21 protein-coding genes are annotated in these 22,470 nt (G+C 67.6%); 12 read left to right on the top strand and 9 right to left on the bottom strand.

Annotated features, from left to right (window positions below; all coding sequences use genetic code 11):
* The 4 genes from DSM104443_RS18010 to DSM104443_RS17995 all read left to right on the top strand — a co-directional run bounded on the left by DSM104443_RS18010 (position 1) and on the right by DSM104443_RS17995 (position 3,201).
* Positions 1–1,230, top strand: a complete 1,230-nt coding sequence (locus tag DSM104443_RS18010; protein WP_171094737.1) for a magnesium transporter — start codon at positions 1–3, stop codon at positions 1,228–1,230.
* A gap of 26 nt (positions 1,231–1,256) precedes the next feature.
* The gene (locus tag DSM104443_RS18005) at positions 1,257–1,820 is read left to right on the top strand and encodes an SH3 domain-containing protein (protein WP_171094735.1); all 564 of its coding nucleotides are present in this window, start codon (positions 1,257–1,259) and stop codon (positions 1,818–1,820) included.
* Positions 1,817–2,695: a M48 family metalloprotease gene (locus DSM104443_RS18000; RefSeq protein WP_171094733.1), complete on the top strand. Its 879-nt coding sequence runs from the start codon at positions 1,817–1,819 to the stop codon at positions 2,693–2,695. Before DSM104443_RS18005 ends, DSM104443_RS18000 begins: the two co-directional genes overlap by 4 nt.
* A 137-nt stretch (positions 2,696–2,832) precedes the next feature.
* Positions 2,833–3,201 (top strand): hypothetical protein, encoded by a 369-nt coding sequence (locus tag DSM104443_RS17995; RefSeq protein WP_171094731.1) that lies wholly within the window; start codon positions 2,833–2,835, stop codon positions 3,199–3,201.
* Positions 3,202–3,267: 66 nt separating this feature from the next.
* Here the strand turns inward: DSM104443_RS17995 and DSM104443_RS17990 are convergent, their stop codons facing one another.
* The 3 genes from DSM104443_RS17990 to DSM104443_RS17980 are packed head-to-tail and all read right to left on the bottom strand — an operon-like array spanning position 3,268 to position 6,147.
* Complete coding sequence (locus DSM104443_RS17990) at positions 3,268–4,521, bottom strand: pyridoxal-phosphate-dependent aminotransferase family protein (protein WP_171094729.1); 1,254 nt, start codon at positions 4,519–4,521, stop codon at positions 3,268–3,270.
* Positions 4,518–5,378, bottom strand: coding sequence for a tRNA 2-thiocytidine(32) synthetase TtcA (gene ttcA / locus DSM104443_RS17985; RefSeq protein ID WP_171094727.1), 861 nt, complete (start codon positions 5,376–5,378; stop codon positions 4,518–4,520). Before ttcA ends, DSM104443_RS17990 begins: the two co-directional genes overlap by 4 nt.
* Positions 5,379–5,385: 7 nt before the next feature.
* Positions 5,386–6,147 (bottom strand): pteridine reductase, encoded by a 762-nt coding sequence (locus DSM104443_RS17980; protein ID WP_171094726.1) that lies wholly within the window; start codon positions 6,145–6,147, stop codon positions 5,386–5,388.
* A gap of 54 nt (positions 6,148–6,201) precedes the next feature.
* Between DSM104443_RS17980 and DSM104443_RS17975 the strand changes: the two genes are divergently transcribed.
* Positions 6,202–7,374 (top strand): class I SAM-dependent methyltransferase, encoded by a 1,173-nt coding sequence (locus tag DSM104443_RS17975; protein WP_171094723.1) that lies wholly within the window; start codon positions 6,202–6,204, stop codon positions 7,372–7,374.
* Between the two features lie 24 nt (positions 7,375–7,398).
* Here DSM104443_RS17975 and pntB read toward each other — a convergent pair whose 3' ends face one another.
* The gene (gene pntB / locus DSM104443_RS17970; protein ID WP_171094721.1) at positions 7,399–8,817 is read right to left on the bottom strand and encodes a Re/Si-specific NAD(P)(+) transhydrogenase subunit beta; all 1,419 of its coding nucleotides are present in this window, start codon (positions 8,815–8,817) and stop codon (positions 7,399–7,401) included.
* 15 nt (positions 8,818–8,832) lie between these two features.
* A complete protein-coding gene (locus DSM104443_RS17965; RefSeq protein WP_171094719.1) occupies positions 8,833–10,431 on the bottom strand; it encodes a Re/Si-specific NAD(P)(+) transhydrogenase subunit alpha in 1,599 nt (532 codons plus the stop codon).
* A gap of 259 nt (positions 10,432–10,690) precedes the next feature.
* Here DSM104443_RS17965 and DSM104443_RS17960 point away from each other — a divergent pair, with 259 nt between their 5' ends.
* Both DSM104443_RS17960 and DSM104443_RS17955 read left to right on the top strand, forming a co-directional pair.
* Positions 10,691–11,659 (top strand): TAXI family TRAP transporter solute-binding subunit, encoded by a 969-nt coding sequence (locus DSM104443_RS17960; protein ID WP_171094717.1) that lies wholly within the window; start codon positions 10,691–10,693, stop codon positions 11,657–11,659.
* 507 nt (positions 11,660–12,166) lie between these two features.
* Positions 12,167–12,718, top strand: a complete 552-nt coding sequence (locus tag DSM104443_RS17955; protein ID WP_171094715.1) for a phasin family protein — start codon at positions 12,167–12,169, stop codon at positions 12,716–12,718.
* Between the two features lie 59 nt (positions 12,719–12,777).
* Here DSM104443_RS17955 and DSM104443_RS17950 read toward each other — a convergent pair whose 3' ends face one another.
* From DSM104443_RS17950 to DSM104443_RS17940, 3 genes are read right to left on the bottom strand one after another with little or no spacing between them, the layout of a single operon-like run.
* Positions 12,778–13,884, bottom strand: coding sequence for a tRNA nucleotidyltransferase/poly(A) polymerase-related protein (locus DSM104443_RS17950; protein ID WP_171094713.1), 1,107 nt, complete (start codon positions 13,882–13,884; stop codon positions 12,778–12,780).
* A gap of 3 nt (positions 13,885–13,887) precedes the next feature.
* A complete protein-coding gene (locus DSM104443_RS17945) occupies positions 13,888–14,838 on the bottom strand; it encodes a complex I NDUFA9 subunit family protein (protein WP_212756780.1) in 951 nt (316 codons plus the stop codon).
* A gap of 10 nt (positions 14,839–14,848) precedes the next feature.
* On the bottom strand, positions 14,849–16,816 hold the full coding sequence (locus tag DSM104443_RS17940) for a lytic transglycosylase domain-containing protein (protein WP_212756778.1): 1,968 nt from the start codon (positions 16,814–16,816) through the stop codon (positions 14,849–14,851).
* Positions 16,817–16,889: 73 nt separating this feature from the next.
* On the opposite strand from DSM104443_RS17940, the gene DSM104443_RS17935 reads away from it, so the two are divergent.
* From DSM104443_RS17935 to DSM104443_RS17915, 5 genes are all read left to right on the top strand, one after another.
* Positions 16,890–17,633, top strand: coding sequence for a TerC family protein (locus DSM104443_RS17935; protein ID WP_171094707.1), 744 nt, complete (start codon positions 16,890–16,892; stop codon positions 17,631–17,633).
* A gap of 98 nt (positions 17,634–17,731) precedes the next feature.
* A complete protein-coding gene (locus DSM104443_RS17930) occupies positions 17,732–18,739 on the top strand; it encodes a Bug family tripartite tricarboxylate transporter substrate binding protein (protein ID WP_171094705.1) in 1,008 nt (335 codons plus the stop codon).
* 62 nt (positions 18,740–18,801) lie between these two features.
* Positions 18,802–19,326 (top strand): tripartite tricarboxylate transporter TctB family protein, encoded by a 525-nt coding sequence (locus DSM104443_RS17925; protein WP_171094703.1) that lies wholly within the window; start codon positions 18,802–18,804, stop codon positions 19,324–19,326.
* Between the two features lie 14 nt (positions 19,327–19,340).
* Positions 19,341–20,876 carry a tripartite tricarboxylate transporter permease gene (locus DSM104443_RS17920; protein ID WP_171094701.1) on the top strand — a complete coding sequence of 512 codons (1,536 nt, stop codon included), beginning with the start codon at positions 19,341–19,343 and terminating at the stop codon, positions 20,874–20,876.
* Position 20,877: 1 nt separating this feature from the next.
* Complete coding sequence (locus tag DSM104443_RS17915) at positions 20,878–21,723, top strand: cytidylate kinase family protein (protein WP_171094699.1); 846 nt, start codon at positions 20,878–20,880, stop codon at positions 21,721–21,723.
* Here DSM104443_RS17915 and DSM104443_RS17910 read toward each other — a convergent pair whose 3' ends face one another.
* Positions 21,724–22,332, bottom strand: coding sequence for a Crp/Fnr family transcriptional regulator (locus tag DSM104443_RS17910; RefSeq protein ID WP_171094697.1), 609 nt, complete (start codon positions 22,330–22,332; stop codon positions 21,724–21,726).
* Between the last annotated feature and the right edge of the window lie 138 nt (positions 22,333–22,470).

Raw genomic sequence — 22,470 nt, 5'->3', positions numbered from 1 at the left:
TTGACCGCAACCGTTTCGACCCCCCACGACGCCAGCGCGCGCGCTGCGCTCATCGCGGAACTGAAGGCGAGCGCCCCGCACGAGGCCGCGCTTCGCCTCGGCGTCGAACCGCCGGCGCGCGCCGCCGAGGTGCTCGGCGAGATGAACCCGTCGATGGCGCAGGACATCCTCGATGCGCTGGACACCGAGGCCCGCTCGCGCATCGCGATGGCGGCTCCGCGCGATCTCGCGGAGCAGTGGGCGCGCAACACCACGTACCCCGAGGGCAGCATCGGGCGGCTGATGGATCCTCCGCACGCGACGTTCCGTCCCGAGACCACGGTGGGCCAGGCGATCGAGATGCTGCGCTCGCTCGTGCGGACCGCGCTCATCACCTACGGCTACGTCACCGATTCCGACGGCCGCCTGCTGGGGCTGGTCACGATGCGCGACCTCCTCTTCAACGACCGCGCGAACCGCCTCGGCGACGTGATGCTGAAAGACCCGTTCGCGCTCCATCCGACGCTCGACGTCTCCGACGCGATGCGCCTTACGCTGAACCGCCATTTCCCGGTCTATCCCGTGACGGACGAGGCGGGGCGGTTGGTCGGCTTGGTACGCGGCAGCGTGATCTTCGAGGAGGAAGCCTTCGAGATCGCCGCGCAGCCCGGCGCGATGGTCGGCGTGGAGAAAGAGGAACGCATCGCGACGCCCCTCTTCGGCAGCTTCAAGTTCCGCCATCCGTGGCTGCTCATCAACCTGGTGACGGCCTTCGCCGCGGGCGGTGTCGTGGCGATGTTCCAGGGCACGGTGGACAAGCTGGTGATCCTCGCCACGTTCCTGCCCGTGCTCGCGGGACAGTCCGGCAACACCGGCTGCCAGGCGCTGGCGGTCACCGTGCGCGGCATCACGCTCGGCGAGATCAAGCCCGGCGGGGCGATGAAGCTGGTCGCCAAGGAGTTCTTCCTCGGCATGGCCAACGGCGCCGTCACGGGGGTCCTCACGGGCATTGCCATGTACATCCTCGCCGAGTCCCAGGGGTCGCCCCATGCCGCCCTGCTGGGCGTGGTCGTGTGCTTCGCGATGATGGGAAGCTGCGCCATCAGCGGCATCTCCGGCGCCATCGTCCCCCTCACCCTGAAGCGCCTCGGGGCCGACCCGGCCACCGCCTCCAGCATCGTGGTGACCACGGCCACGGACGTCGCCAGCATGGGGCTGCTCCTGGGCCTGGCCAGCCTCGTCATCCGATGAAAGGCGCCCGGAGTATCATCCGCACCATGACGATCCGGCCCCTCCTTTACGCCTTCCTCCTTGCCGCCGCGTCGCTCCCGGGCCTCGCCCAGGCGCAGGCCCAGGAAACCGCCACCACCAACCGGTCCACCGACCTGAAGGACAAGCCGTCCTTTTTCGACGGCAAGGCCCTGGCCACGCTTCCCGAGAACACGCCGGTGAAGGTCCTGGCCCGCAACAGCGGCTGGACGCAGGTCGAGACGGCCGCGAACCAGAAGGGGTGGGTCCGCGTGTTCCACCTGCGCTTCGCCGCGACCGTGGAGCAGAGCTCGAGCGGGGGCTCCGGACTGGGCGGCCTCTCCTCGATGCTGGGCTTCGGCCGGCCGAAGCAGGAGAACGCGAAGATCGCCACGATCGGCATCCGCGGCCTGTCCGAGGAAGAGCTGAAGAATGCCAACCCGGACGTGGCCCAGCTCGCCAAGCTCATCAACTATCGCGTCGACAAGGGCACGGCGGAAGGCTTCGCCCGCGGCAACCCGGCGCTGAAGCCCCAGCAGGTCGCGTATGTCGACGAGGTGGCCGGAGCGCCCCCGCAGAAAGGCCGCCGATGAAACCCGCCGCCCTGATCGCCGTCCTCGCGCTCGCCGCGACCTCGGCCCATGCCCAGCTCGATTTCGGCCGCCTCCTCGATTCCGGCAAGAAGGTCCTGGACGCCACCCAGAAGGCGCAGGAAGCCTCCAAGTCCTTCACCGTCGAGCAGGAAGTGCAGCTCGGGGAAGGCATCGCTGCCGGACTCCTCGGCGCCATGCCCCTGGCGCAGGACGACAAGCTGCAGCGCTACGTGAACCGCGTCGGCCGCTGGGTCGCCCTGCAGAGCGAGCGCGCGGATCTCCCGTGGAGCTTCGGCGTCGTGCAGAACGAGAGCATCAACGCCTTCGCCATGCCCGGCGGCACCATCCTCATCACGAGCGGGCTCGTGAAGCGCCTCAACAGCGAAAGCGAGCTCGCGGGCGTGCTGGCCCACGAGATCGCGCACGTCGTGAAGAAGCACCAGCTGCAGGCCATCCAGTCCTCCGCCAACACCGAGCTGCTGGCCACGGTCGGCAAGGAAGTGGGCGGGGCCGCGATTGCCCGCCGCGGCGGCGACCAGTTCGGCCTCAAGTCGGCGGCCGCGAACATGGGCATCGACGTGATCAAGAACGGCGTCTTCCTGCGCCCGCTCGACCGGGGCATGGAGTACGAGGCGGACCGCGCCGGCATGGTCCTGGCGGCGCGTGCCGGCTACGACCCCTATGGGCTGGTCTCGGTGCTCCAGATGCTCCAGGCCAACCGCGGCGACGACGGCAGCTTCTCGATGTTCACGACCCATCCGGCCCCCGCGGACCGGATTTCCGAGCTGGAGAAGCTCTCGCCGGGCATGGAGAAGTTCGCCGGCCAGCCCCAGGCCGAAGGCCGCTTCCGGCAGAACGTCCCCGCCCCCAAGTAGCCCTCCGGGGGCCCGTCCAGGGACCCCTCCAAGTCATCCTGTAGGAGCCCGGCGCCCTCCGTGATAGAGTGCGCGCGCGGGAACGGCTCAAAGGGGAGAGCACGACCGCCTTTGTTCGACGTTCCCCGCATGAATCCATGGAGAAGACCAGTATGAAAGGCAACATCATGAAGAGCCTGCTCGCCACGACGATCGGCGCCGTTTTCGCGCTGTCGACGGGCGTTGCGATGGCCCAGGACAAGAAGGCCGACGAGAAGAAGGCCGAAGAGAAGAAAGCCGCCCCGGCGGCCGCCGCGGCCCCGAAGGCCGAAGCGAAGAAGGAAGAGCCGAAGAAGCCGGAAGCCAAGAAAGCCGACGACAAGAAGGCTGCCCCGGCTCCTGCCGCTGCGCCGGCCCCGGCGGCCCCGAAGGCCGACGCGAAGAAAGAAGAGCCGAAGAAGCCGGAGGCCAAGAAAGCCGCCGAGCCGAAAAAAGAAGAGCCGAAGAAGGAAGAGCCCAAGAAGTAAGGGCTCCGGCCTCGCGGCCGAAAAAAAGGGCGCCTCGCGGCGCCCTTTTTGTTTTCCGCGACGCTTCTAGGCGACCGCGACCTTCTTGCGGGCGTGCTGCGCGTCCGCCGCATGCAGCGTGGCATACGCCTGGTGCGCGGCCGCTTCGGCTTCGCCCACCTTGATCGCGAGCCCCAGGTCCATGAGCACGGAACCCAGCGCGGAGAGGCACAGCATCACGTTGTCCGGGCGGCACGAGTAGCCCATGAGGCCGAAGCGCCAGATCTTGCCCTTCAGCGGTCCCAGGCCGGCGCCGATCTCGATGCCGAATTCGTTCAGCAGGGATTTACGCACCAGCTCCTCGTCGACGCCGGTGGGACAGAGCACGGCGTTCATCTGCGGCAGCTGGTACTTCTCTTCCACGAAGAACTTGAGGCCCATCGCCTCGAGCCCGGCCTTCAACGCGAGGTGGTGGCGCTGGTGGCGCGCCCACGACTTGTCGAGGCCTTCCTCCTGGATCAGCAGCAAGGCCTCGTGCAGCGCGAAGAGCGAGTTGGTCGGCGCCGTGTGGTGGTACGTGCGGTTGGTGTTGCCCCAGTAGCTCGCGAGCAGCGTCATGTCCATGAACCAGCTGTGGACCTTCTCCGTGCGCGCCTTCACGAAATCGACGGCGCGCTGCGAGAACGACACGGGCGAGAGGCCCGGCGTGCAGGACAGGCATTTCTGGCTCGCGGAGTAGATGGCGTCGATGCCCCACTCGTCCACGCGCACCGGCGTGCCGCCGAGCGACGTGACGGCGTCGACGATGACCATCGCGCCGTGCTTGCGGGCGATGGCGGTGAGGGTCTTCGCATCCGACTGCGCGCCCGTGGAGGTTTCCGCGTGCACGAACGCGAGCAGCTTCGCATCCGGATTCGCCTTGAACGCGTCTTCCACTTTCTGCGGGTCGACGGGCTTGCCCCAGTCGTCGTCCACGATCACCGGCACGCCGCCGCAGCGCTCGACGTTCTCCAGCATGCGGCCGCCGAACACACCGTTGCGGCACACGATGACCTTCATGCCCGGCGTGACCAGGTTCACGAAGCAGTACTCCATGCCGACGGAGCCGGGGCCGGAGACGGGGAAGGTGAGCGCGTTGTCGGTCTGGTAGACGTAGCGGAGCAGCGCCTTCAGCTCCTCCATCATCTCCACGAAGACGGGGTCGAGGTAGCCGATGGCCGGCTGGCTCATCGTGGTGAGGACGCGCGGGTGGATCTCGGTCGGGCCCGGGCCCATCAACGTGCGCTGGGGCGGGTGGAACGAGGTGATCTTGCGGGTCGATGCGAGTTGCTTGAGGGTCATGGTGTCTTGGCCTGGAAGCGCACGATGCTGGCTTCCGGCATCTCCGGTTCGGTGGACAGGGCGTTGAAGTCGAACAGCGCGCGATCGAGCAGGTGGCTCGGCGTCACGCGCGTGAGGGCGTTGAAGATCGTGTCCACTCGGCCCGGGTGACGGCGCTCCCACTCTCGCAGCATCGCCTTCACCTGTTTTCGTTGCAGTTGCTCCTGCGATCCGCAAAGGTCGCAGGGAATGATCGGGAACTTGCGCAGCTCCGAGTACGCCTCGAGGTCGCTTTCCTCGACGTACGCGAGCGGGCGGATGACGACGTGCTTGCCGTCGTCGCTCCTCAGCTTCGGCGGCATGGACTTCAGCTGCCCGGCGAAGAAGAGGTTGAGGAAGAACGTCTCCAGCAGGTCGTCGCGGTGGTGGCCCAGCGCGATCTTCGTGGCGCCCAGCTCGCCCGCCACGCGGTAGAGCACGCCGCGGCGCAGCCGCGAGCACAGGCTGCACATCGTCTTGCCTTCGGGGATCACGCGCTTCACGGTGCTGTACGTGTCCTGCACTTCGATGCGGAACGGCACGCCGACCGACGCGAGGTATTCGGGGAGCACGTGCTCGGGGAAGCCGGGGTGGCGCTGGTCGAGGTTGACCGCGACCAGCTCGAACGGGATCGGCGCCTTCTCGCGCAGCCGCATCAGGAGATCCAGCATCGCGTAGCTGTCCTTGCCGCCCGAGAGGCACACCATCACCTTGTCGCCCGCCTCGATCATCGAGAAATCGGCGATCGCCTGCCCGGCCAGGCGCCGCAGGCGCTTGGCGAGCTTGTCGGATTCGAAATCGTCGCGGCGCGTGTCGCGCGCGGCGGTGCTGGCGTCCATGGGATCCCTAGAGGCTCAAGGAGCGCCCGCCGTCGACCGCCAGGATCTGGCCGGTCACGAAGGGCGCATCGAGCAGCAGGTATTTTACCGCGCCGGCCACGTCGGCCGGGTTCCCGATCCGTCCGAGCGGCGTTTGCGCCTCGATGCGCGCGCGCTCGGAACCGGAGAAGTGCTTGCCGTCTTCCGGCCAGAGGATGGCGCCGGGCGCGACACCGTTCACGCGCACCTCGGGCGCCAGCTCGACCGCGAGCGAGCGCGTGAGCGCCGCGAGCCCGCCCTTGGCCACCGTGTACACGGCGAAGTCGCGCAGCGGCCGTTCGGCGTGGATGTCGACGATGTTCACGATCGCGCCGCGTGCTTTCCGCAGATGCGGAGCCGCGGCCTGGGCGAGGAGCAGGGGTGCCCGCAGGTTGGTGCCCACGAGGTCGTCCCATTCGCGGGCGCCGATCGAGCCCATCGGCGTGGCGTGGAACGAGGAGGCGTTGTTCACGAGGCCGTCCAGGCGGCCGAACGTCGAGGCCGCGATCCCGATCATGTCCGGGAGCCCGGCGGCATCGAGGAGATCGGCGCTCACGACCGCGGCCGACGAGGCCCGCACCGCGTCGAGCTCGGCCGCGAGGGTCTCGGCTTCGTCGCACGAATGGTGGCAGTGGAGGATCACGCGCGCGCCCGCGGCGTGCAGGGTCATGGCGATCGCGCGCCCGATGCGCCGAGCGGCGCCGGTGACCAGGACGACCGGGGTTTCCCGGCGGAGCCCGCTGTCTTGCATGCTATAGTCCGCCGCTAGAAAAGCCGTTGAAAATCAGAGTGTAGCGGAACCTCCATGCCCCTCAGCGCCGACCCGATCCTCCCGCCTCCGCACCCGGACGCTGCCCAGCACTCGCACCGCCTGGCCGAGCACATTGCCGCGGCGATCGTGTCGGCGGGCGACTGGATCCCGTTCTCGAAATACATGGAGCTCGCGCTCTATGCGCCGGGCCTCGGCTACTACGCCGCGGGCGCGCGCAAGTTCGGCGCCGAGGGCGATTTCATCACCTCGCCCGAGATCTCGCCGCTCTTCGCGAAATGCCTCGCGATGCAGGCGCGCGGCGTGATCGCCCAGGTGGGTGGGGATGTCTTCGAGCTCGGCCCGGGGTCCGGCCTGCTGGCCGCAGACCTCTACGGCGAGATGAAGGCGATGGGCGCTCCACCTGATCGCTACGTGCTGCTGGAAGTGAGCCCGGATCTCAAGGAGCGCCAGCGCGCATTGATTGCTTCACGCCATCCCGAGGACCTCGACCGCTTCGTCTGGATCGACACGATGCCGGAGACGATCCGCGGGTTCGTCATCGCCAACGAAGTGCTGGACGTCGTGCCCTTCGCGCTCGTGTACCGCGACGCGGACGGCACGATCTTCGAGCGGGGCGTGGCGTTGAGCGAGGCGGGCTTCGCCTGGGAAGACCAGCCGCTGCCCGAGGGCGAGCTGCGCCGCCGCGCGCGCAACGTCATGCCGCCCGGCGACTACGAGTACCTCACGGAAGTGGGGATGCCCGCCGAAGGGCTCGTGCGCACGATCTCGGCCGCGCTCGAGGCCGGCGTCGCGCTCTTCATCGACTATGGATTCCCGCAGCGCGAGTACTACCATCCGCAGCGCTCGATGGGGACGCTACGCTGCCACTACCGGCACCGCTTCCACGGCGATCCGTTCTTCCTGCCGGGCTTGCAGGACATCACGGCGCACGTCGATTTCACCGCGATGGGAGCGGCCGCGGAGTCGGGCGGTTGCGAAGTGCTGGGGTTCACCACGCAGGCCTACTTCCTCATCTCGTGCGGCCTGGCGGTGCTGGTCTCCGGGGGCGATCCCAACATGACGCTCTCGCGGCTGAAGGCCACGAGCGCCGTTCACCGCTTGATCAGCCCTTCCGAGATGGGAGAGCTTTTCAAGGTCCTCGCGTTCGGCAGGGGAATCAACGGGCCGCTGCTGGGATTCCAGTCGGCCCGCCCGATGGCGCTGTAGCAGCGCCACCGAGCCGGGAAGGCGCTACGCCTTCAAGGCGGTCAGCACTTCGTCGAGCATCTTCTTCGCGTCGCCGAAGAGCATCCGGTTGTTCTCCTTGTAGAAGAGCGGGTTGTCCACGCCGGCGTAGCCCGAGGCCATGCTGCGCTTCATGACGATCGACGTGTGGGCCTTCCACACTTCCAGCACCGGCATGCCCGCGATCGGGCTCGTCGGGTCTTCCAGCGCGCTCGGGTTCACGATGTCGTTGGCGCCGATGACCATCGAGACATCCGTGTCCGGGAAGTCCGCGTTGATCTCGTCCATCTCCATCACGATGTCGTAGGGCACCTTCGCCTCGGCGAGCAGCACGTTCATGTGGCCCGGCATGCGGCCGGCCACCGGATGGATGGCGAAGCGCACGGTCTTGCCCAGCTCGCGCAGGCGCTTGGTGATCTCGTAGACGGTGTGCTGCGCCTGCGCGACCGCCATGCCGTAGCCCGGCACGATGACGACGGTCTTCGCTTCCTTCAGCAGGTCCGCGGTTTCCTGCGCGGAGACGGAGACGGTCTCGCCCACGGGTGCCGCCGCGTCCCCAGCCGCTTTCTTGGCCGGAGCGCCGCCGCCGAAGCCGCCGGCGATCACGCTGATGAAGTTGCGGTTCATCGCGCGGCACATGATGTACGAGAGGATCGCGCCGGAAGAGCCGACCAGCGCGCCCGTCACGATGAGCAGGTCGTTCGAGAGCATGAAGCCCGTGGCCGCCGCCGCCCATCCCGAGTAGCTGTTCAGCATCGACACCACGACCGGCATGTCGGCGCCTCCGATCGCCATCACCATGTGGATGCCGAAGAGCAGCGCGATCACCGTCATCACGATGAGCGGCGTCATTCCCACGTTGATGGAGGTCGCGCGCATGAAGGCGATGCCGAACCAGATCACGACCAGCAGGCCGATCAGGTTCAGCCAATGGCGTGCCGGGAGCAGGAGCGGCTTGCCGCCGATCCGCCCGGAGAGCTTGCCGAACGCGATCACCGAGCCGGAGAGCGTCACCGCGCCGATGAAGACGCCGACATACACCTCGGCGTGGTGGATCGCGATCTCGGCGCCGGTCATGCCTGCCGAAGCGGACGGGTCGATGTAGCTCGCGAAACCCACGAGCACCGCGACCAGGCCGACCAGGCTGTGCATGAAGGCCACGAGCTCGGGCATCTGCGTCATCTTCACGGTGCGGGCGAGATACATCCCGATGCCGCCGCCCACGACGAGGGCGATGGCGATCCAGCCGAGGCCGGCCGGCGTGACGCGGGGACCGAACACGGTGGCGAGCACCGCGATACCCATCCCGATCATTCCGTAGAGGTTGCCGCGACGCGAGGTCTCGGGATTGGAGAGGCCGCCCAGGCTCAGGATGAAGAGGATCGTGGCGGCGATATAGGAAACGGTAGCGAGGCTTGCGGACATGGTCTTCTCGCTCCCTTATTTCTGGAACATGGACAGCATGCGTTGCGTGACCGCAAAGCCGCCGAACATGTTGATGGCCGTGAGGGCAATGCCCGCGACCGCGAGCCACTTGATCAGCTCATCGGGCCTTGCCCCTTCGCCGGCAACCGCGGCGACGAGCGGCGGCGCGATCTGCACCAGCGCCCCGATGATGATGATGCTGCTGATGGCGTTGGTCACGCTCATCAGCGGCGTGTGCAGCGCAGGCGTCACGTTCCACACGACCTGGTAGCCGACGAAGCAGCCGAGCACGAACACGGTGAAGTGTCCGAGGAAGGCGGGCGGCGCGTAGGTGCCGATGAGCAGGAAGAGCACCGCCGCCACGGCGAACATCACCGTGAGCTTGCCCGCGGGCATCGGTGCCCCGCTGGCGCCATGGCCATGGCCTTTCTTCTCGGGAACGGCCACGGGCGCGGGCTTGGGCGCGGGTGCGGCCGAGACCTTCGGCGGCGGGGGCGGCCACGTGACCGCGCCTTCCTTGATCACGGTCAGGCCGCGGATGGCGTCGTCGTCCATGTTGACGTTGATGACGCCGTCCTTTGTCTTGCACAGTTCCTCGACGACGCGGAACAGGTTGGTGGAGTACAGCGTCGAGGACTGCTTGGCCAGGCGCGAGACGAGGTCGGTGTAGCCGATGATGGTGACGCCGTGCTTCACCACGGCCTGGCCCGGCTCGGTCAGCTCGCAGTTGCCGCCCTGCTCGCCCGCCATGTCGACGATCACGCTGCCCGGCTTCATCGAGCGCACCATTTCGGCGGTGATCAGCTTCGGCGCGGGCTTGCCCGGGATCAGCGCGGTGGTGATGATGATGTCCGCGTCCTTTGCCTGCTGCGCGTACATCTCGCGCTGCGCCTTCTGGAAGCCCTCGCTCATGACCTTGGCGTAGCCGCCGCCGCCCGAGCCTTCTTCCTGGTAGTCGACCTTGACGAACTCGCCGCCGAGCGACACGACTTGATCGGCCACCTCGGCGCGGGTGTCGTTGGCGCGCACGATGGCGCCCATGTTGGCGGCAGTGCCGACCGCGGCGAGGCCCGCCACGCCGGCGCCGGCGATGAACACCTTCGCCGGCGGCACCTTGCCCGCGGCGGTGATCTGGCCGTTGAAGAAGCGGCCGAACGCGTTGGCGGCCTCGATGACCGCGCGGTAGCCGCTCACGCCCGCCATCGAGGTGAGTGCGTCCATCTTCTGCGCGCGCGACAGGGTGCGCGGCAGCGAGTCGATGGCGAGCACCGTACCCTTGCGAGCGGCGAGGCTCTGCATCAGGTCCGGGTTCTGCGCCGGCCAGATGAAGGAGACCAGTGTCTGCCCTTCGCGGAGCAGGTTCGCCTCGTCCTTGCTCGGAGCGCGCACCTTCAAGATGATGTCGGCGCCCGACCAGACGCCCGCGGCGTCCGGGACCACCTTTGCGCCGGCCGCGACATACGCGTCGTCGGACACGTTCGCCGCATCGCCCGCACCCGACTGCACGATGACGCTGAAGCCGAGCTTGGCAAGCTTGGGAATGACGTCGGGGACGGTGGCGACGCGCTTCTCGCCCGGGAACGTCTCCTTGGGAACGCCAATGACTTGAGGCATGCGCATTTCCTTTCGGGGGATTTCGATTTTGTTGTAGGGCCGAAGCCGGCGTGCCGGGGCCGATTCTACTGGATCCGTTCTCCCCCTCCCTTGATTCCTTGACTCTGCCTCGGGGAGTCACCGATACTTTTTCATGTTAGACGATTCCGGACCCCACGTTTGGCGCAAGACCGGACGGGACGGATGCCGCGGCGAAGCGGATCGGGGAAAATCAAGGCGCTCGTATCGCGAAGCGCCTCCAACCTAGGAGCGAGAAGCAATGAAACGAATCGCCGTGGCCGCACTGGCCGCAATGGTTACTTTTGGCATCGCATCGTCCGTTCAGGCCCAGGACAAGCGCACGCGCATCTCCATCGGCACGGGCGGCACGGGTGGCGTCTACTACCCGCTGGGCGGCGGCATCGCCTCGGTGCTCTCGAAGCACGTGCCCGGCGTCGACGCCACGGCGGAAGTGACGGCCGGCTCGGTCGCGAACCTCCAGCTGCTGGGCAGCGGCAAGTCGGAGATGGGCTTCACCATGGCCGACTCGGCCTGGGACGCCTACAACGGCCTCGACAAGTTCAAGGACAAGGTGCCGCTTCGCACCCTCGTCGTCTTCTATCCGAACCGCATGCACGTGGTCACGGTGGAGGGCACGGGTGTCAACAAGATGACCGACCTCAAGGGCAAGCGTGTGTCCACGGGCGCGCCCGTGAGCGGCACCGAGGTGATGTCCAACCGTTTGCTGGAGGCCTTCGGCATCGACGCGGCCAAGGACATCACGCGCGAGCGCCTCTCGGTCGCCGAGAGCGTGAACGCCATCAAGGACGGCAAGATCGACGCCTTCACCTGGGTGGGCGGCGTGCCGACCCCGGCCATCACCGACCTCGCGGCCACGCCCGGCAAGAAGATCAAGCTGATCGACCACGGCGACGGCGCCGAAGGCATGCGCAAGAAGTACGGCCCGATCTACGTGAAGAACCGCGTGCTCGCCAACGCCTATCCGGGCGAAACGCGCGAGACCTCCAACGTCGACGTGTGGAACCTGCTGGTGGTGCCTGCCAACGCCGACGAGAAGCTGGTCTACGAGATCACCAAGACGCTCTTCGAGAAGAAGGACGAGCTGGTGAAGGTGCACAAGGACGCCATGTTCCTCGAGATGGGCAACCAGATGACGGGCGCCTCTCCGATCCCGTTCCATCCGGGCGCGCTCAAGTACTTCAAGGAGAAGGGCCTCACCGTCCAGTAGGCCTCCGCCCCTGTCACGAAAGCCCGCTTCGGCGGGCTTTTTTTGCGCCTTCGCATCTGCTTGTCGGCTGCGCCTCTACCCGCGGATGCCACCGTTGGAAAGCACAAAGCCCTCTGGCGAGGGCTTTCGCTACGACCCTGGAACCGCCGATCCCCGCCGATGAAACCCTTATGGGTCACACGTGGCGGCGAGACGATGAAGGATGAACCACCGCTCGCCAGTCGGGGATGACTCCAAGGTTTTATCGGCGGGGATCGGCGGTTCCATGCTTCACCCTGAAGGCGCCTCCGGGCGCCTTTCTTCAGGCCTCCAAGGGGTACATCCGCGGGTCGAGCGCAGCGAGAGGCAGGGAGGCGGCAGCCGTAAACCCCTGATTTTCCGGGCCATGCTGCGCTGCAACAAAATAGTCCCTAAACCCCTTGACTTAGGCGGGGAATGGCCTAAAATGGAGTTTGTGCAGTGCAGCAATTCACTGCAAACCCATTCACCGACCCGAGGAGCCACGCCATGTTCAAGATCGACCAAGTCACCGCCGCCAACGAAGCCGCGATCGACCAGTTCGCCTACTTCGCCAAGCTGTCCGTCGCCAACGCCGAGAAGCTCGCCGAGCTGGGCCTCACCAGCGCGCGCGAATCCGTCGAGTTCGCCACCAGCCACGCCCAGTCGCTCGCCGGTGCCCGCGACGTCCAGGAAATCTTCGCCATCAACTCGCAGGCCGTCGAGCCCGCGATGAAGCGCGCCTACGCCCTTTCGCGCAGCGCCTTCGAAGCCGCGTCCGAGACCGGCGACGAGTTCAAGCGCGCGTTCGAGAAGCAGGGCGCCGAGTACAACCAGGCCGCCGTCGCCGCGCTGGAAGAGGCGTTCAAGTACGCGCCCGCCGGCTCCGAGACCGTCATCGGCAACGTGAAGTCCGCCTTCGCCGCCGCGCAGAGCGCCTATGACAACGCCGTGTCGATGAACAAGACGTTCTACGACAACGTCGGCCGGGCCGTCGAGCAGAACGTCGCGACCGTCAAGAAAGCCACGACGAAGGCCACCGCCAAGTCGAAGCGCAAGTAATTCCTGAAGTTCCCCCGATGGAATGTTGCCCCTGGCCGTAGGCCGGGGGCTTTTTGTTTCTACTCGGCCGCGGCGATCGCGGCGAGGCGAGCGCGCCGGATGGCGCCGGGGATGTCGCCGGGATGCTCGCGGGAAACCGCGCCCGCATCCACCGTGCGCGCGGCCGCGAGCACGCGGTCCATCGCGATTCGCAATTGCTCGGCCATCTGGGGCTCGCGGGAATCCGCCGCGGCCACTTTCGCCAGCAGGCCCAGGCGTTCGGGCCGGCGGAAGGCATCCGCGCGCTCGAGCAACGCCAGCCACTGCTCGGCGACGACGTCGCCGGGATTCGAAAGGAAAGCGCGCTCGCGCGTGGCCAACACCGCGAGGTCGCGGCAATCGCCGGGGGCGTTCACGCGCGTCGAGACGGCGGCAGCGGATTCTGGCGTGAGGTCCAGGAGCAGCGCGGCATAGCGGGAAGCCAGCGGCGCCTCGTTCGCGGCGGCCCGGTCGAGCCGGGATGCGAGCTGCTCCAGGGCGCCGGGATTCGCCGACTCGGCACGCTCGAGCTCGGGCAGGACGCGTCCCAGGGCTCCGGATTCGAGCAGCACCGCGAGCATGCGCGATGGCGAGCGCTCCATCAGGCCGCGCGCGATCTCCTGCCACACCCGCTCGGGCACCAGCGCATCGGCTTCGCCCCGCGCGACCATCTCCCGCATCATCGCCATCGTCTCGGGCGCGACCGCGAAACCGAAGCGCGCCGCGAAGCGGGCGACGCGGAGGATCCGCACCGGATCCTCGCCGAAGGCAGGGCTCACATGACGAAGGACACCCGCGCGGAGATCGCGCTCGCCGCCATGCGGATCGACGAGCACGCCATCCTCGCCGCGCGCCATCGCGTTGATGGTGAGGTCGCGGCGCAGGAGGTCTTCCTCGAGCGTCACGTCGGGCGAAGCATGGAAGGTGAAGCCCTTGTAGCCCGGCGCGGTCTTGCGCTCGGTTCGCGCGAGCGCGTACTCCTCTTGTGTCTCGGGATGCAGGAAGACCGGGAAGTCGGCGCCGACCGGCCGGAAGCCGTTGCGCACCATTTCCTCGGGTGACGCGCCGACCACGACATGGTCGCGATCCTGCACCGGCATGCCGAGCAGCTCGTCGCGAACGGCGCCGCCCACCACGTAGGACTTCACGCGCTACCTCCCGGCCCGGAAGCGGTAGCGGTCGTAGCGGCCGCGCGGGCTCGCGTCGGCAAGGTACTGGGGCGCGACGGACTCGAGCGCGGAGGGCGCGAAGCCGAAGCGGTCGGGGAAAGGCCCGTCGCACACGTTCGGCACTTCCATCGAACGCAGGTTGTCGCGCGTGAGCAGCGGCCCCGGCAAGTGCTCGAGCACCGCGGCCTGCAGGCGCGCAGCCCAATCGGGCACGGCGATGACGCGCCGCGGGTGGCCGCTGTAGAGCGCCGCGAGCTCGACGATCTCGCGCAGCGCATAGGGCTTCGGTCCGCAGAGGTTGTACGACTTGCCCGCCGTGCCGCCGTCGTCCAGGGCGAGGGCGATCACGCGCGCGACGTCTTCCACCCAGATCGGCTGGAAGCGCGCCTCGGCCCCGGGCAGCGGAATCACCGGGAAGACCCTCGCCATCGCGGCGAAGCGGTTCACGAACGCGTCATGGCGGCCGAAGATCACGGAGGGGCGGACGATCGTGACGCCGATGCCGTCGCCGGCACCCTGGACGACCGCCTTCTCCCCGAGCGCCTTGCTGCGAAGGTATTCGCTCGGAGCGTTCTCCGCGGCGCCGAGCGCACTCATGTGCACCATGCGGCGCACGCCCGCGGCGCGGCATGCGTTGGCCAGGCGCCGCGGAAGATCCACGTGCACCGACTGGAAGGTCTGGCCGCCGCGCTCGTGGAGAATGCCCGCCAGGTTCACGACGGCGTCGACACCGTCGAAAGCGCGCGAAAGGAACTCGACATCGAGCGAGTTGCCCACGCGCACATCCATCATCGGGTAGATCAGCAGGCTCGAAGCATTGGTGAGCCGGCGCGTGAGCACGCGCAGCGCCTTGCCGCGCTCGGTGAGGCGCTCGCCCAGCGCTCGCCCGACGAAGCCGGTGCCGCCGACGAGTGCGATCGTGCGCGGTTGCACGGCGCGCTCCTCAGGGCACGGCCGCGGCCAGCGCCGCGTCCGCCGCATCGGTGGCGCCGCGCCCCGGCACCGTGCCCGCGAGGTTGACCATGCTCGTGGTCTTGCCGGTGAGCCGGCTCGTGTAGAACCAGGTATTGGCGAGCACCTTCTTCACGTAGTCGCGCGTCTCGGGAAAGGGGATCGTCTCCGCGTAGATCGCGCCTTCGAGCGGCTTCGCGTCGCGCCAGCGCTTCGCGCGCCCCGGCCCGGCGTTGTACGCGGCGGTCGCGAGCACCGGGTCGCCGCCCAGGTCGCCCATCACGCGCTTGAAGTAGTACGTACCCATCTGCACGTTGACCTCGGGCTTGCTCAGCATTGCGGGCGTGAACGACGGCATCGACATCTGCCGCGCGACCCAGCGCGCCGTCGAGGGCATGAGCTGCATGAGGCCGGTGGCGCCGACACGCGAGCGCGCTTCGGACACGAAGCGGCTTTCCTGGCGAATGATCCCGTACATCCACGCCTCGTCGACGCCGTTGACCTTCGAGGCGGCCGCGAGCGCGTCGCGATGCGGGACCGGATAGCGCTGGCCGAAATCGTGAACGGCCACGGTGCGGTCGGCCGCGTTGATCGCGCGGTCCGGCTCGCCCGCCTGGCGCGCCAGCTCCGCGGCCGCGAGGAGGTCGGGGTCGGAGAGCGACCGCACCGCGAAGAACCACTCCCGGAACGCCTCGGTGTCGAGGTCCAGCCGATAGAGCGTGAGCGCACGCTGGATGCCGGGCATGGCGCGAACGCGAGCGAGGTCGGCCTCCGTGGGCTTGTAGCCCTCCCAGGCCGGCGCGGCCGAAAGGCCCAGCTGGTCCGCCGCGAGCAATCCATAGAAGTTGGGCTCGCGCACGAGTGTCGTGAGCAGGGCTTGCGCGGCTTCGGGGCTCCCCAGCTCGCGGAGCGCCCGGGCGCGCCAGTAGCGCCACGCTCCGTCACGCGCCTCCTCGGGCGAGAGCGCCTGGATGGCCGCGAGGACGGTCTTCCATTCGCCGGCGCGCAGCGCCGCGCGCGCCTTCCACGCGAGCTGCGCGTCGGTGAGCGGCGCGTCCCCCGCTTCGGCGTACCAGGCGAGCGCGCGAGGGTGGTGGATCATCGCCGCCTGGAAAGCGAGCTGGCCCCACGCGTAACGGAGCTCGTCGGGACCCAGGCGGCCCGCCACGGCCACGAGGCGATCCGCGGCCTCCTCGGGCTTGCTCCGCGCGAGGCGCGCCACGGCGTAGATCACGAGCTCCTTCGTGGCGCGGTTGAAGATCGGCGACTTCTCGTGCGCGAGGAACTTCGCGGGGTCCGACCCCGCTCGGTCGAGCGTCTTGTCGTTGAACTGCTGGCCCGCGGGCAACAGCGCGTTGGTGCGCTTGGCGTCGCGCATGGCGTTGGCCGCGAGGAGCTTGCGCAGGCGCTCGAAGACTTCGGGCGGGCCGATGTGCTTGCCGTCGGCGAGCGCGGCGAAGACCGGATCGCAGCTGGCGCTCGCCTCGCGCCCCGCGAGGAAGAGCGAGCGCGCTTCCGTGAAGACCTCGGCATCGCCCGCCGCGAGGCGCGCCCGGTAGGCGTAGCACGTGATGTCGATGTCCTCGCCCACGAGGCGCGGATATTCCGCACGGAACGCGTCCCACGACCCGGTGGCGCCGAGCTGCTTCAGCCAGTCGCGGCGAAGCGCGTCGGCGAGCGGCGAGTCGGCATGGCGCGCGAGGAAGGTTTGCACCTGGGCGGGATCGGCGCGTTCGAGCGGCGCGTTCAGCAGCCAGTAAGTTGGGTAGGCTTCGAGCAGGTGTCCCGCAAGCTTCGCCTTCGCGGCCTCGAGCGCCCTCACGTTGCCGGTGCGCGAGGCTTCCTTCGCGGCGATCACGTCGGCATCGAGCGCATCCGCGAACGCAATGGACGCGCTGAGTGCAGTGCAGCATGCGAGCAGTCGCACGGCGGTCTTGATGCAAGTCAAGGTGAATCCCACGCTCGGTCACTACCTTTCGCCGTTAACGCGTAAAATTATAAGCCCCCGCTTTACTCGGAAGCACACAATCGCCATGGGCATTGAGACCGCTGAATTCTGGACCGCGCTGCTGAAGATCATCGGCGTGAACATCGTGCTCTCCGGCGACAACGCCGTGGTGATCGCGCTTGCCGCGCGTTCGCTGCCGCCACGCCAGCAGAAGCAGGCCATCATCTGGGGCTCGGGCGCCGCGATCATCATGCGGATCGTGCTCACGCTCTTCGCGGTGGCGCTGCTCGAGCTGCACTGGTTGAAGCTGATCGGCTCGGTCCTGCTGCTGTGGATCGGCGTGAAGCTGCTCCTGCCCGAGGACGGCGAGGAGCACATCGAATCGTCCAACAACCTCATGGTCGCGATCCGCGTCATCCTGATCGCCGACCTCGTGATGAGCCTGGACAACGTGATCGCCGTCGCGGCCGCCGCGGGCGGGCACTGGGGCCTGCTCATGATCGGCCTCGGCATCTCGATCCCCCTCGTCATCTTCGGCGCCACGCTGCTGCTGAAGGTGATGGAGCGCTGGCCGATCATCATCACCATCGGCGCCGGCCTGCTGGGCTTCGTCGCCGGCGAGATGGCCTGGGAAGATGGCGCCATCGCCGGATTCACGCAGCAATTCGCGCCCGCGACGAAGTACGCCGTGGCCGCCGCAGGAGCGATTTTCGTGGTCGGGCTGGGCCGGCTGCTGGCGGGACGCACGCTGAGAAACGCGGCCGCCAGGCATCTGGAGAGCCAGGGCGCGCATCCGGAGCCGGCGAAGTCGCCGGATTCGGCCCGCTAGGAGCAGGCGGGCACCCGCGCGGTCAACGCGACGCGCGAGGCAGACGTTCCAGGGCAACAGAGTTGTTCCTTCACTAAAAAATGCCGCGAGGAGATTTCATGAAACAGCGCTTCTTCAGCCTTACCCGCACGGCGGTAGCCCTGGGCGCCGCCCTCACGTTCCTCTCGCCGGCCTTCGCCGCGTGGGAGCCCACCAAGACGGTCGAATTCATCGTCCCCGCCGGCACCGGCGGCGGCGCCGACCAGATGGCCCGGCTGATCCAGTCGATCATCGCCAAGCACAACCTCATGAAGCAGCCCATGGTCGTCGTGAACAAGGGCGGCGGCGCCGGAGCCGAGGGCTTCCTCGACATGAAGGGCGCCAAGGGCGACCCGCACAAGATCGTCATCACCCTCTCCAACCTCTTCACGACGCCGCTCGCCACGGGCGTGCCCTTCAACTGGAAGGACCTCACCCCGGTGCGCATGATGGCGCTGGATGAATTCGTGCTGTGGGTCAACGCGGAAGCCCCCTACAAGTCGGCCAAGGAATACGTCGATGCTGTGAAAGCGGGAGGCCCCAACAAGTTCAAGATGGGCGGCACCGGCTCCAAGCAGGAAGACCAGATCCTCACCGCCGCCATCGAGAAGCAGTCGGGCGCCAAGTTCACCTACATCCCCTACAAGGGCGGCGGGGAAGTGGCCACCCAGCTGGTCGGCAAGCACGTCGACTCCACCGTGAACAACCCGATCGAGGCCGTCGCCCAATGGCGCGCGGGGGCGCTGCGTCCCCTGTGCGTGTTCGACACGGCGCGCATGCCTTACAAGGAAAAGGTCACGAAGGACATGGCCTGGGGCGACATCCCCACCTGCAAGGAAGCGGGCCTGGACGCCAACTACCTCATGCTGCGCGGCATCTTCATGGCCGGCGGCGCCACGCCCGACCAGATCGCCTACTTCGTCGGCGTGCTGGACAAGGTGAGCCAGACGCCGGAATGGAAGAAGTTCATCGAGGAAGGCGCCTTCAACACCACGGCGCTGAAGGGCAAGGAGTATTCGGACTGGGTCACCCAGAACGAGTCGCTGCACCAGAACCTCATGAAGGAGGCGGGCTTCCTCGCGAAGTAACCGCCGGTCCGGGCTCCGGGGTCCCCCGGAGCCCGTAACACCTCAGAACTAAGGAGCAGGGCATGGACGAGACGGGCCACGAGAAGGCCGTGGGATCGGTTCGCGTGTGGGAGGTCGTCGTGGCGTGTTTGTTCCTCGTCGCGGGCGCGCTCGTGGTCTACGACAGCCGCCGGCTCGGCTCCACCTGGGGTTCCGACGGGCCGCAGGCCGGCTACTTCCCGTTCTACATCGGCGTGATGATCATCATCGCCTCGGTGATCAACCTGGTCACCGCGATCGGCGCCAAGGCGAAGGACGCGGGCGACAAGGCCTTCGTCACCCGCGAGCAGCTGCGCATGGTGCTGATCGTCATGGTGCCGTACGCGATCTACGTGGTGCTGATCTCGAATCCCGTCTATTCCCTGGGCATCTACGAGGCGTCGGTGATCTTCATCGCCGCCTTCATGCGCTACCTCGGCAAGTACACGTGGCTCAAGATCGGCGTGGTCTCCGTGGCGACCATGGTCGCCTTCTTCCTCATGTTCGAGGTGTGGTTCAAGGTACCGCTGCCGAAGGGCCCCATAGAGGCCCTCCTCGGATTCCAGTGAGGGGATGACCCGACATGCAAGAACTCCAGAATCTCATCGGCGGCTTCCAGGTCGCGCTGTCATGGTTCAACCTGATGCTGATGTTCGCCGGGATCATCCTCGGCGTGATCATCGGCGTGCTCCCCGGGTTGGGCGGTGCCAACGGCGTGGCCATCCTGCTGCCCCTCACGTTCTCCATGGCCTCGCAGCCGGGCGGGACGACCTCCGCGATCATCCTGCTCTCGTGCATCTACTGGGGCGCGCTCTTCGGCGGCGCCATCACGTCGATCCTCTTCAACATCCCCGGTGAGCCCTGGTCGGTCGCGACGACCTTCGACGGCTATCCATTGGCGCAGAAGGGGCGAGCCGGCGCGGCGCTCACTTCCGCGTTCACCTCGTCCTTCGTGGGCGCGCTGGTGGCGGTGCTGCTCATCACGTTCATGGCGCCCCTGGTGGCCAAGTTCGCGCTGCGCTTCGGGCCGCCGGAGTTCTTCTCGGTCTACCTGCTGACGTTCTGCGCGTTCGTCGGCATGAGCAAGGGCTCGCCCTTCAAGACCATCGCGGCGATGATGCTGGGCTTCGCGCTCGCGGCCGTGGGCACCGACACGGTGACCGGGCAGCTTCGCCTCACCTACGGCTACATGGAGCTGCTGAAGGGCTTCGACTTCCTGATCGCGGTGATCGGCCTCTTCGGCATCGGCGAGATCCTCCTCACCATCGAGGAGGGCCTGGAGTTCAAGGGCGCCAAGGCCAAGCTCGACATGCGCGTCGTGATCGACACGTGGAAGGAGCTTCCGAAGTACTGGAAGACTTCCGTGCGCTCGTCGATGGTGGGCTGCCTGATGGGCATCGTCCCCGGCGGCGCCACGCCGGCGTCCTTCATGAGCTACGGCCTCGCGAAGAAGATGTCGCCCGACGGAGCGAAGTTCGGCACCGGCATGGTCGAAGGCGTCGTTGCTCCGGAAACCGCGGCGCACGCGGCCGGCACCTCGGCGCTGCTGCCGATGCTCACGCTCGGCGTGCCCGGGTCGCCCACCGCGGCCGTGCTGCTGGGCGGCCTGCTGATCTGGGGCCTGCAGCCGGGGCCGCTGCTCTTCGTCGAGAAGGCCGACTTCGTCTGGGGCCTCATCGCCTCGATGTACCTCGGCAACATCGTGGGCCTCATCGTCGTGCTCACGTGCGTGCCGCTCTTCGCGGCGATCCTGCGCGTGCCGTTCGCGATCATCGCGCCGGTGATCCTCGTGATCTGCGCGATCGGCGCGTACACGGTGCACAACTCGATGTTCGATGTCTGGCTCATGCTGATCTTCGGCGTGATGGGCTACGTCTTCAAGAAGCTCGACTACCCGCTGGCGCCGCTGGTGCTGGCCCTCGTGCTGGGCGACCGGGCGGAGGACTCCTTCCGCCAGGCGATGCTCGGCTCCCAGGGCGACCTCTCGGCGTTCTTCTCCAACGGCCTGGTCGGCACGATCACGACGCTCTCGCTGCTGCTGCTCTTCTGGCCGCTCATCAGCATGGCCATGGACGTCATCCGCGGGCGCAGCGCCAACAACGGCAACGGAGCGAACTGACATGGCCGTCATCGCGATGACCCAGGAAATGGCCACGCTCGGCAAGGACGTGGCGCTCGGCGTGTGCGAGGCCCTCGGGCTGCAGCAGGTCCGCCACGAGGTCGGCGACGTCGTGGCCGGCAAGATGCAGGTGAAGAAAAGCCTCATCCGCCGCATCCGCGAGGGCAAGGCCGGCACGATCGAGAAGTGGTCGGCCGACGAGAAGACCATCTCGATCTTCACCGCCGACGAGGTCTACGACCTCGCGCTCAAGGGCAACGTCCTCATCCGCGGCTGGGGCGCCACGCTCCTGCTGCATTCCGTGCCGCACATCCCGTGCGTCCAGGTGTGCGCCCCGATGGATCTTCGCGTGAAGCGGCTGATGGAGCGCCTGCAGACCGACGACGAGGCCCTCGCCCGCCAGGAGATCAAGACCGACGATGCGGCGCGCGCCGCGCGCATGGGCGAGATGTTCAAGATCGAATGGGGCGATCCCACGCTCTACGACCTCACGCTCAACACGGAGCGCGTCCCGATCGCCGATTGCGTCGACACGGTCGTGCGCATGGCGAAGAGCGCGGCTTTCCAGGAAACACCTGCCTCGCGCCAGAAGCTGGCCGACATGGCCCTCCAGGCGAGGGCGCGTGCGGCGCTGCGGGCGGACGATCGCACCTCGGATGTCGAGATCTCGATCGACGTGTCGGGCGGCCGGGTCGCGCTCCGCGGCATCGTGGCCAACGACAAGGAGCGCGAGCGCGTCCACGCGGTGATCGAGGGGCTGGCGGGCGTGGCCGGCATCGACGACGAGCTGCGGACGATGGCCGGCGGCCTTTACCGCTTCCCGTCGCAGCTGAAGGACAAGGGCTAGCTAGATCTTGCCGGCGTGCTTGAGGCGCGAGAGCGTCTCGGCCGAGAGGTTGAGGTAGGAGGCGAGCTCCTTCTTGGGCACGCGCTCGGCCAGCTCGGGGTGCTTCCGGGAGAAGCGGTGCACCCGCCCGGGGGCGTCCAGCAGGTGCAGCGTGATGGTATGGGCCATCACCTCGCTCATCAGGTGCATCACCTCGTACTCGAAATCGTCCTTGAGCTCGACATGCCGGTCCAGGAACGCCGCCCATTGGGGCAGGGGCATCTTCGCCACGCGGGCCTTGGTCACGGCGCGGATCGAATACGGCGCGGGCGTGCGCAGCTTCCAGGCCGCGTAGCTCGTGTCCATGTCGTCTTCCTTGGCGAAGCGCAGGATCATCTCCTTGCCCTCGGGGCTCGCCACCACGCGCTTCAGGACCCCGTCCAGGACGAAGTACTGCTCCATCTCGTGGGCGCCCTGGGAGAGCAGCACGTCGCCCTTGCGGTAATCGACGATCGCCAGGTCGGATTCGAGCTCGTCGAACGCCTTGGCGTCCAGGCGCCTGAGGACGATGTTCCGCAGCAGGAGGTCGCGGATTTCGCTCCGTTGGGGGTGATTGGCGAGAAGGGTCATCGGGGTCGTGCGGGGGGTCGAAACTTGACCCGTATCAAGGTGGCCAGCGAGTCCGTTTTCCTAAGATTGTAGCTTGATTCTTAGGTCCATTTTCCCTGCCTGGTCCGCGTATTTCGAGGCCCGAGGCACCCCCCGGAG

It is taken from the genome of Usitatibacter rugosus, assembly GCF_013003965.1.
GTDB classification, from domain to species: Bacteria; Pseudomonadota; Gammaproteobacteria; order Burkholderiales; family Usitatibacteraceae; genus Usitatibacter; species Usitatibacter rugosus.
This window is presented reverse-complemented; position numbering and strand designations above follow the sequence as displayed.

Bases quoted from the DNA above. Each gene is read 5' to 3' on its own strand.
- DSM104443_RS18005 (WP_171094735.1), top strand. From the start codon at position 1,257: ATGACGATCCGGCCCCTCCTTTACGCCTTCCTCCTTGCCGCCGCGTCG.
- DSM104443_RS18000 (WP_171094733.1), top strand. From the start codon at position 1,817: ATGAAACCCGCCGCCCTGATCGCCGTCCTCGCGCTCGCCGCGACCTCG.
- DSM104443_RS17995 (WP_171094731.1), top strand. From the start codon at position 2,833: ATGGAGAAGACCAGTATGAAAGGCAACATCATGAAGAGCCTGCTCGCC.
- DSM104443_RS17990 (WP_171094729.1), bottom strand. From the start codon at position 4,521: ATGACCCTCAAGCAACTCGCATCGACCCGCAAGATCACCTCGTTCCAC.
- ttcA (WP_171094727.1), bottom strand. From the start codon at position 5,378: ATGGACGCCAGCACCGCCGCGCGCGACACGCGCCGCGACGATTTCGAA.
- DSM104443_RS17980 (WP_171094726.1), bottom strand. From the start codon at position 6,147: ATGCAAGACAGCGGGCTCCGCCGGGAAACCCCGGTCGTCCTGGTCACC.
- DSM104443_RS17975 (WP_171094723.1), top strand. From the start codon at position 6,202: ATGCCCCTCAGCGCCGACCCGATCCTCCCGCCTCCGCACCCGGACGCT.
- pntB (WP_171094721.1), bottom strand. From the start codon at position 8,817: ATGTCCGCAAGCCTCGCTACCGTTTCCTATATCGCCGCCACGATCCTC.
- DSM104443_RS17965 (WP_171094719.1), bottom strand. From the start codon at position 10,431: ATGCCTCAAGTCATTGGCGTTCCCAAGGAGACGTTCCCGGGCGAGAAG.
- DSM104443_RS17960 (WP_171094717.1), top strand. From the start codon at position 10,691: ATGAAACGAATCGCCGTGGCCGCACTGGCCGCAATGGTTACTTTTGGC.
- DSM104443_RS17955 (WP_171094715.1), top strand. From the start codon at position 12,167: ATGTTCAAGATCGACCAAGTCACCGCCGCCAACGAAGCCGCGATCGAC.
- DSM104443_RS17935 (WP_171094707.1), top strand. From the start codon at position 16,890: ATGGGCATTGAGACCGCTGAATTCTGGACCGCGCTGCTGAAGATCATC.
- DSM104443_RS17930 (WP_171094705.1), top strand. From the start codon at position 17,732: ATGAAACAGCGCTTCTTCAGCCTTACCCGCACGGCGGTAGCCCTGGGC.
- DSM104443_RS17925 (WP_171094703.1), top strand. From the start codon at position 18,802: ATGGACGAGACGGGCCACGAGAAGGCCGTGGGATCGGTTCGCGTGTGG.
- DSM104443_RS17920 (WP_171094701.1), top strand. From the start codon at position 19,341: ATGCAAGAACTCCAGAATCTCATCGGCGGCTTCCAGGTCGCGCTGTCA.
- DSM104443_RS17915 (WP_171094699.1), top strand. From the start codon at position 20,878: ATGGCCGTCATCGCGATGACCCAGGAAATGGCCACGCTCGGCAAGGAC.
- DSM104443_RS17910 (WP_171094697.1), bottom strand. From the start codon at position 22,332: ATGACCCTTCTCGCCAATCACCCCCAACGGAGCGAAATCCGCGACCTC.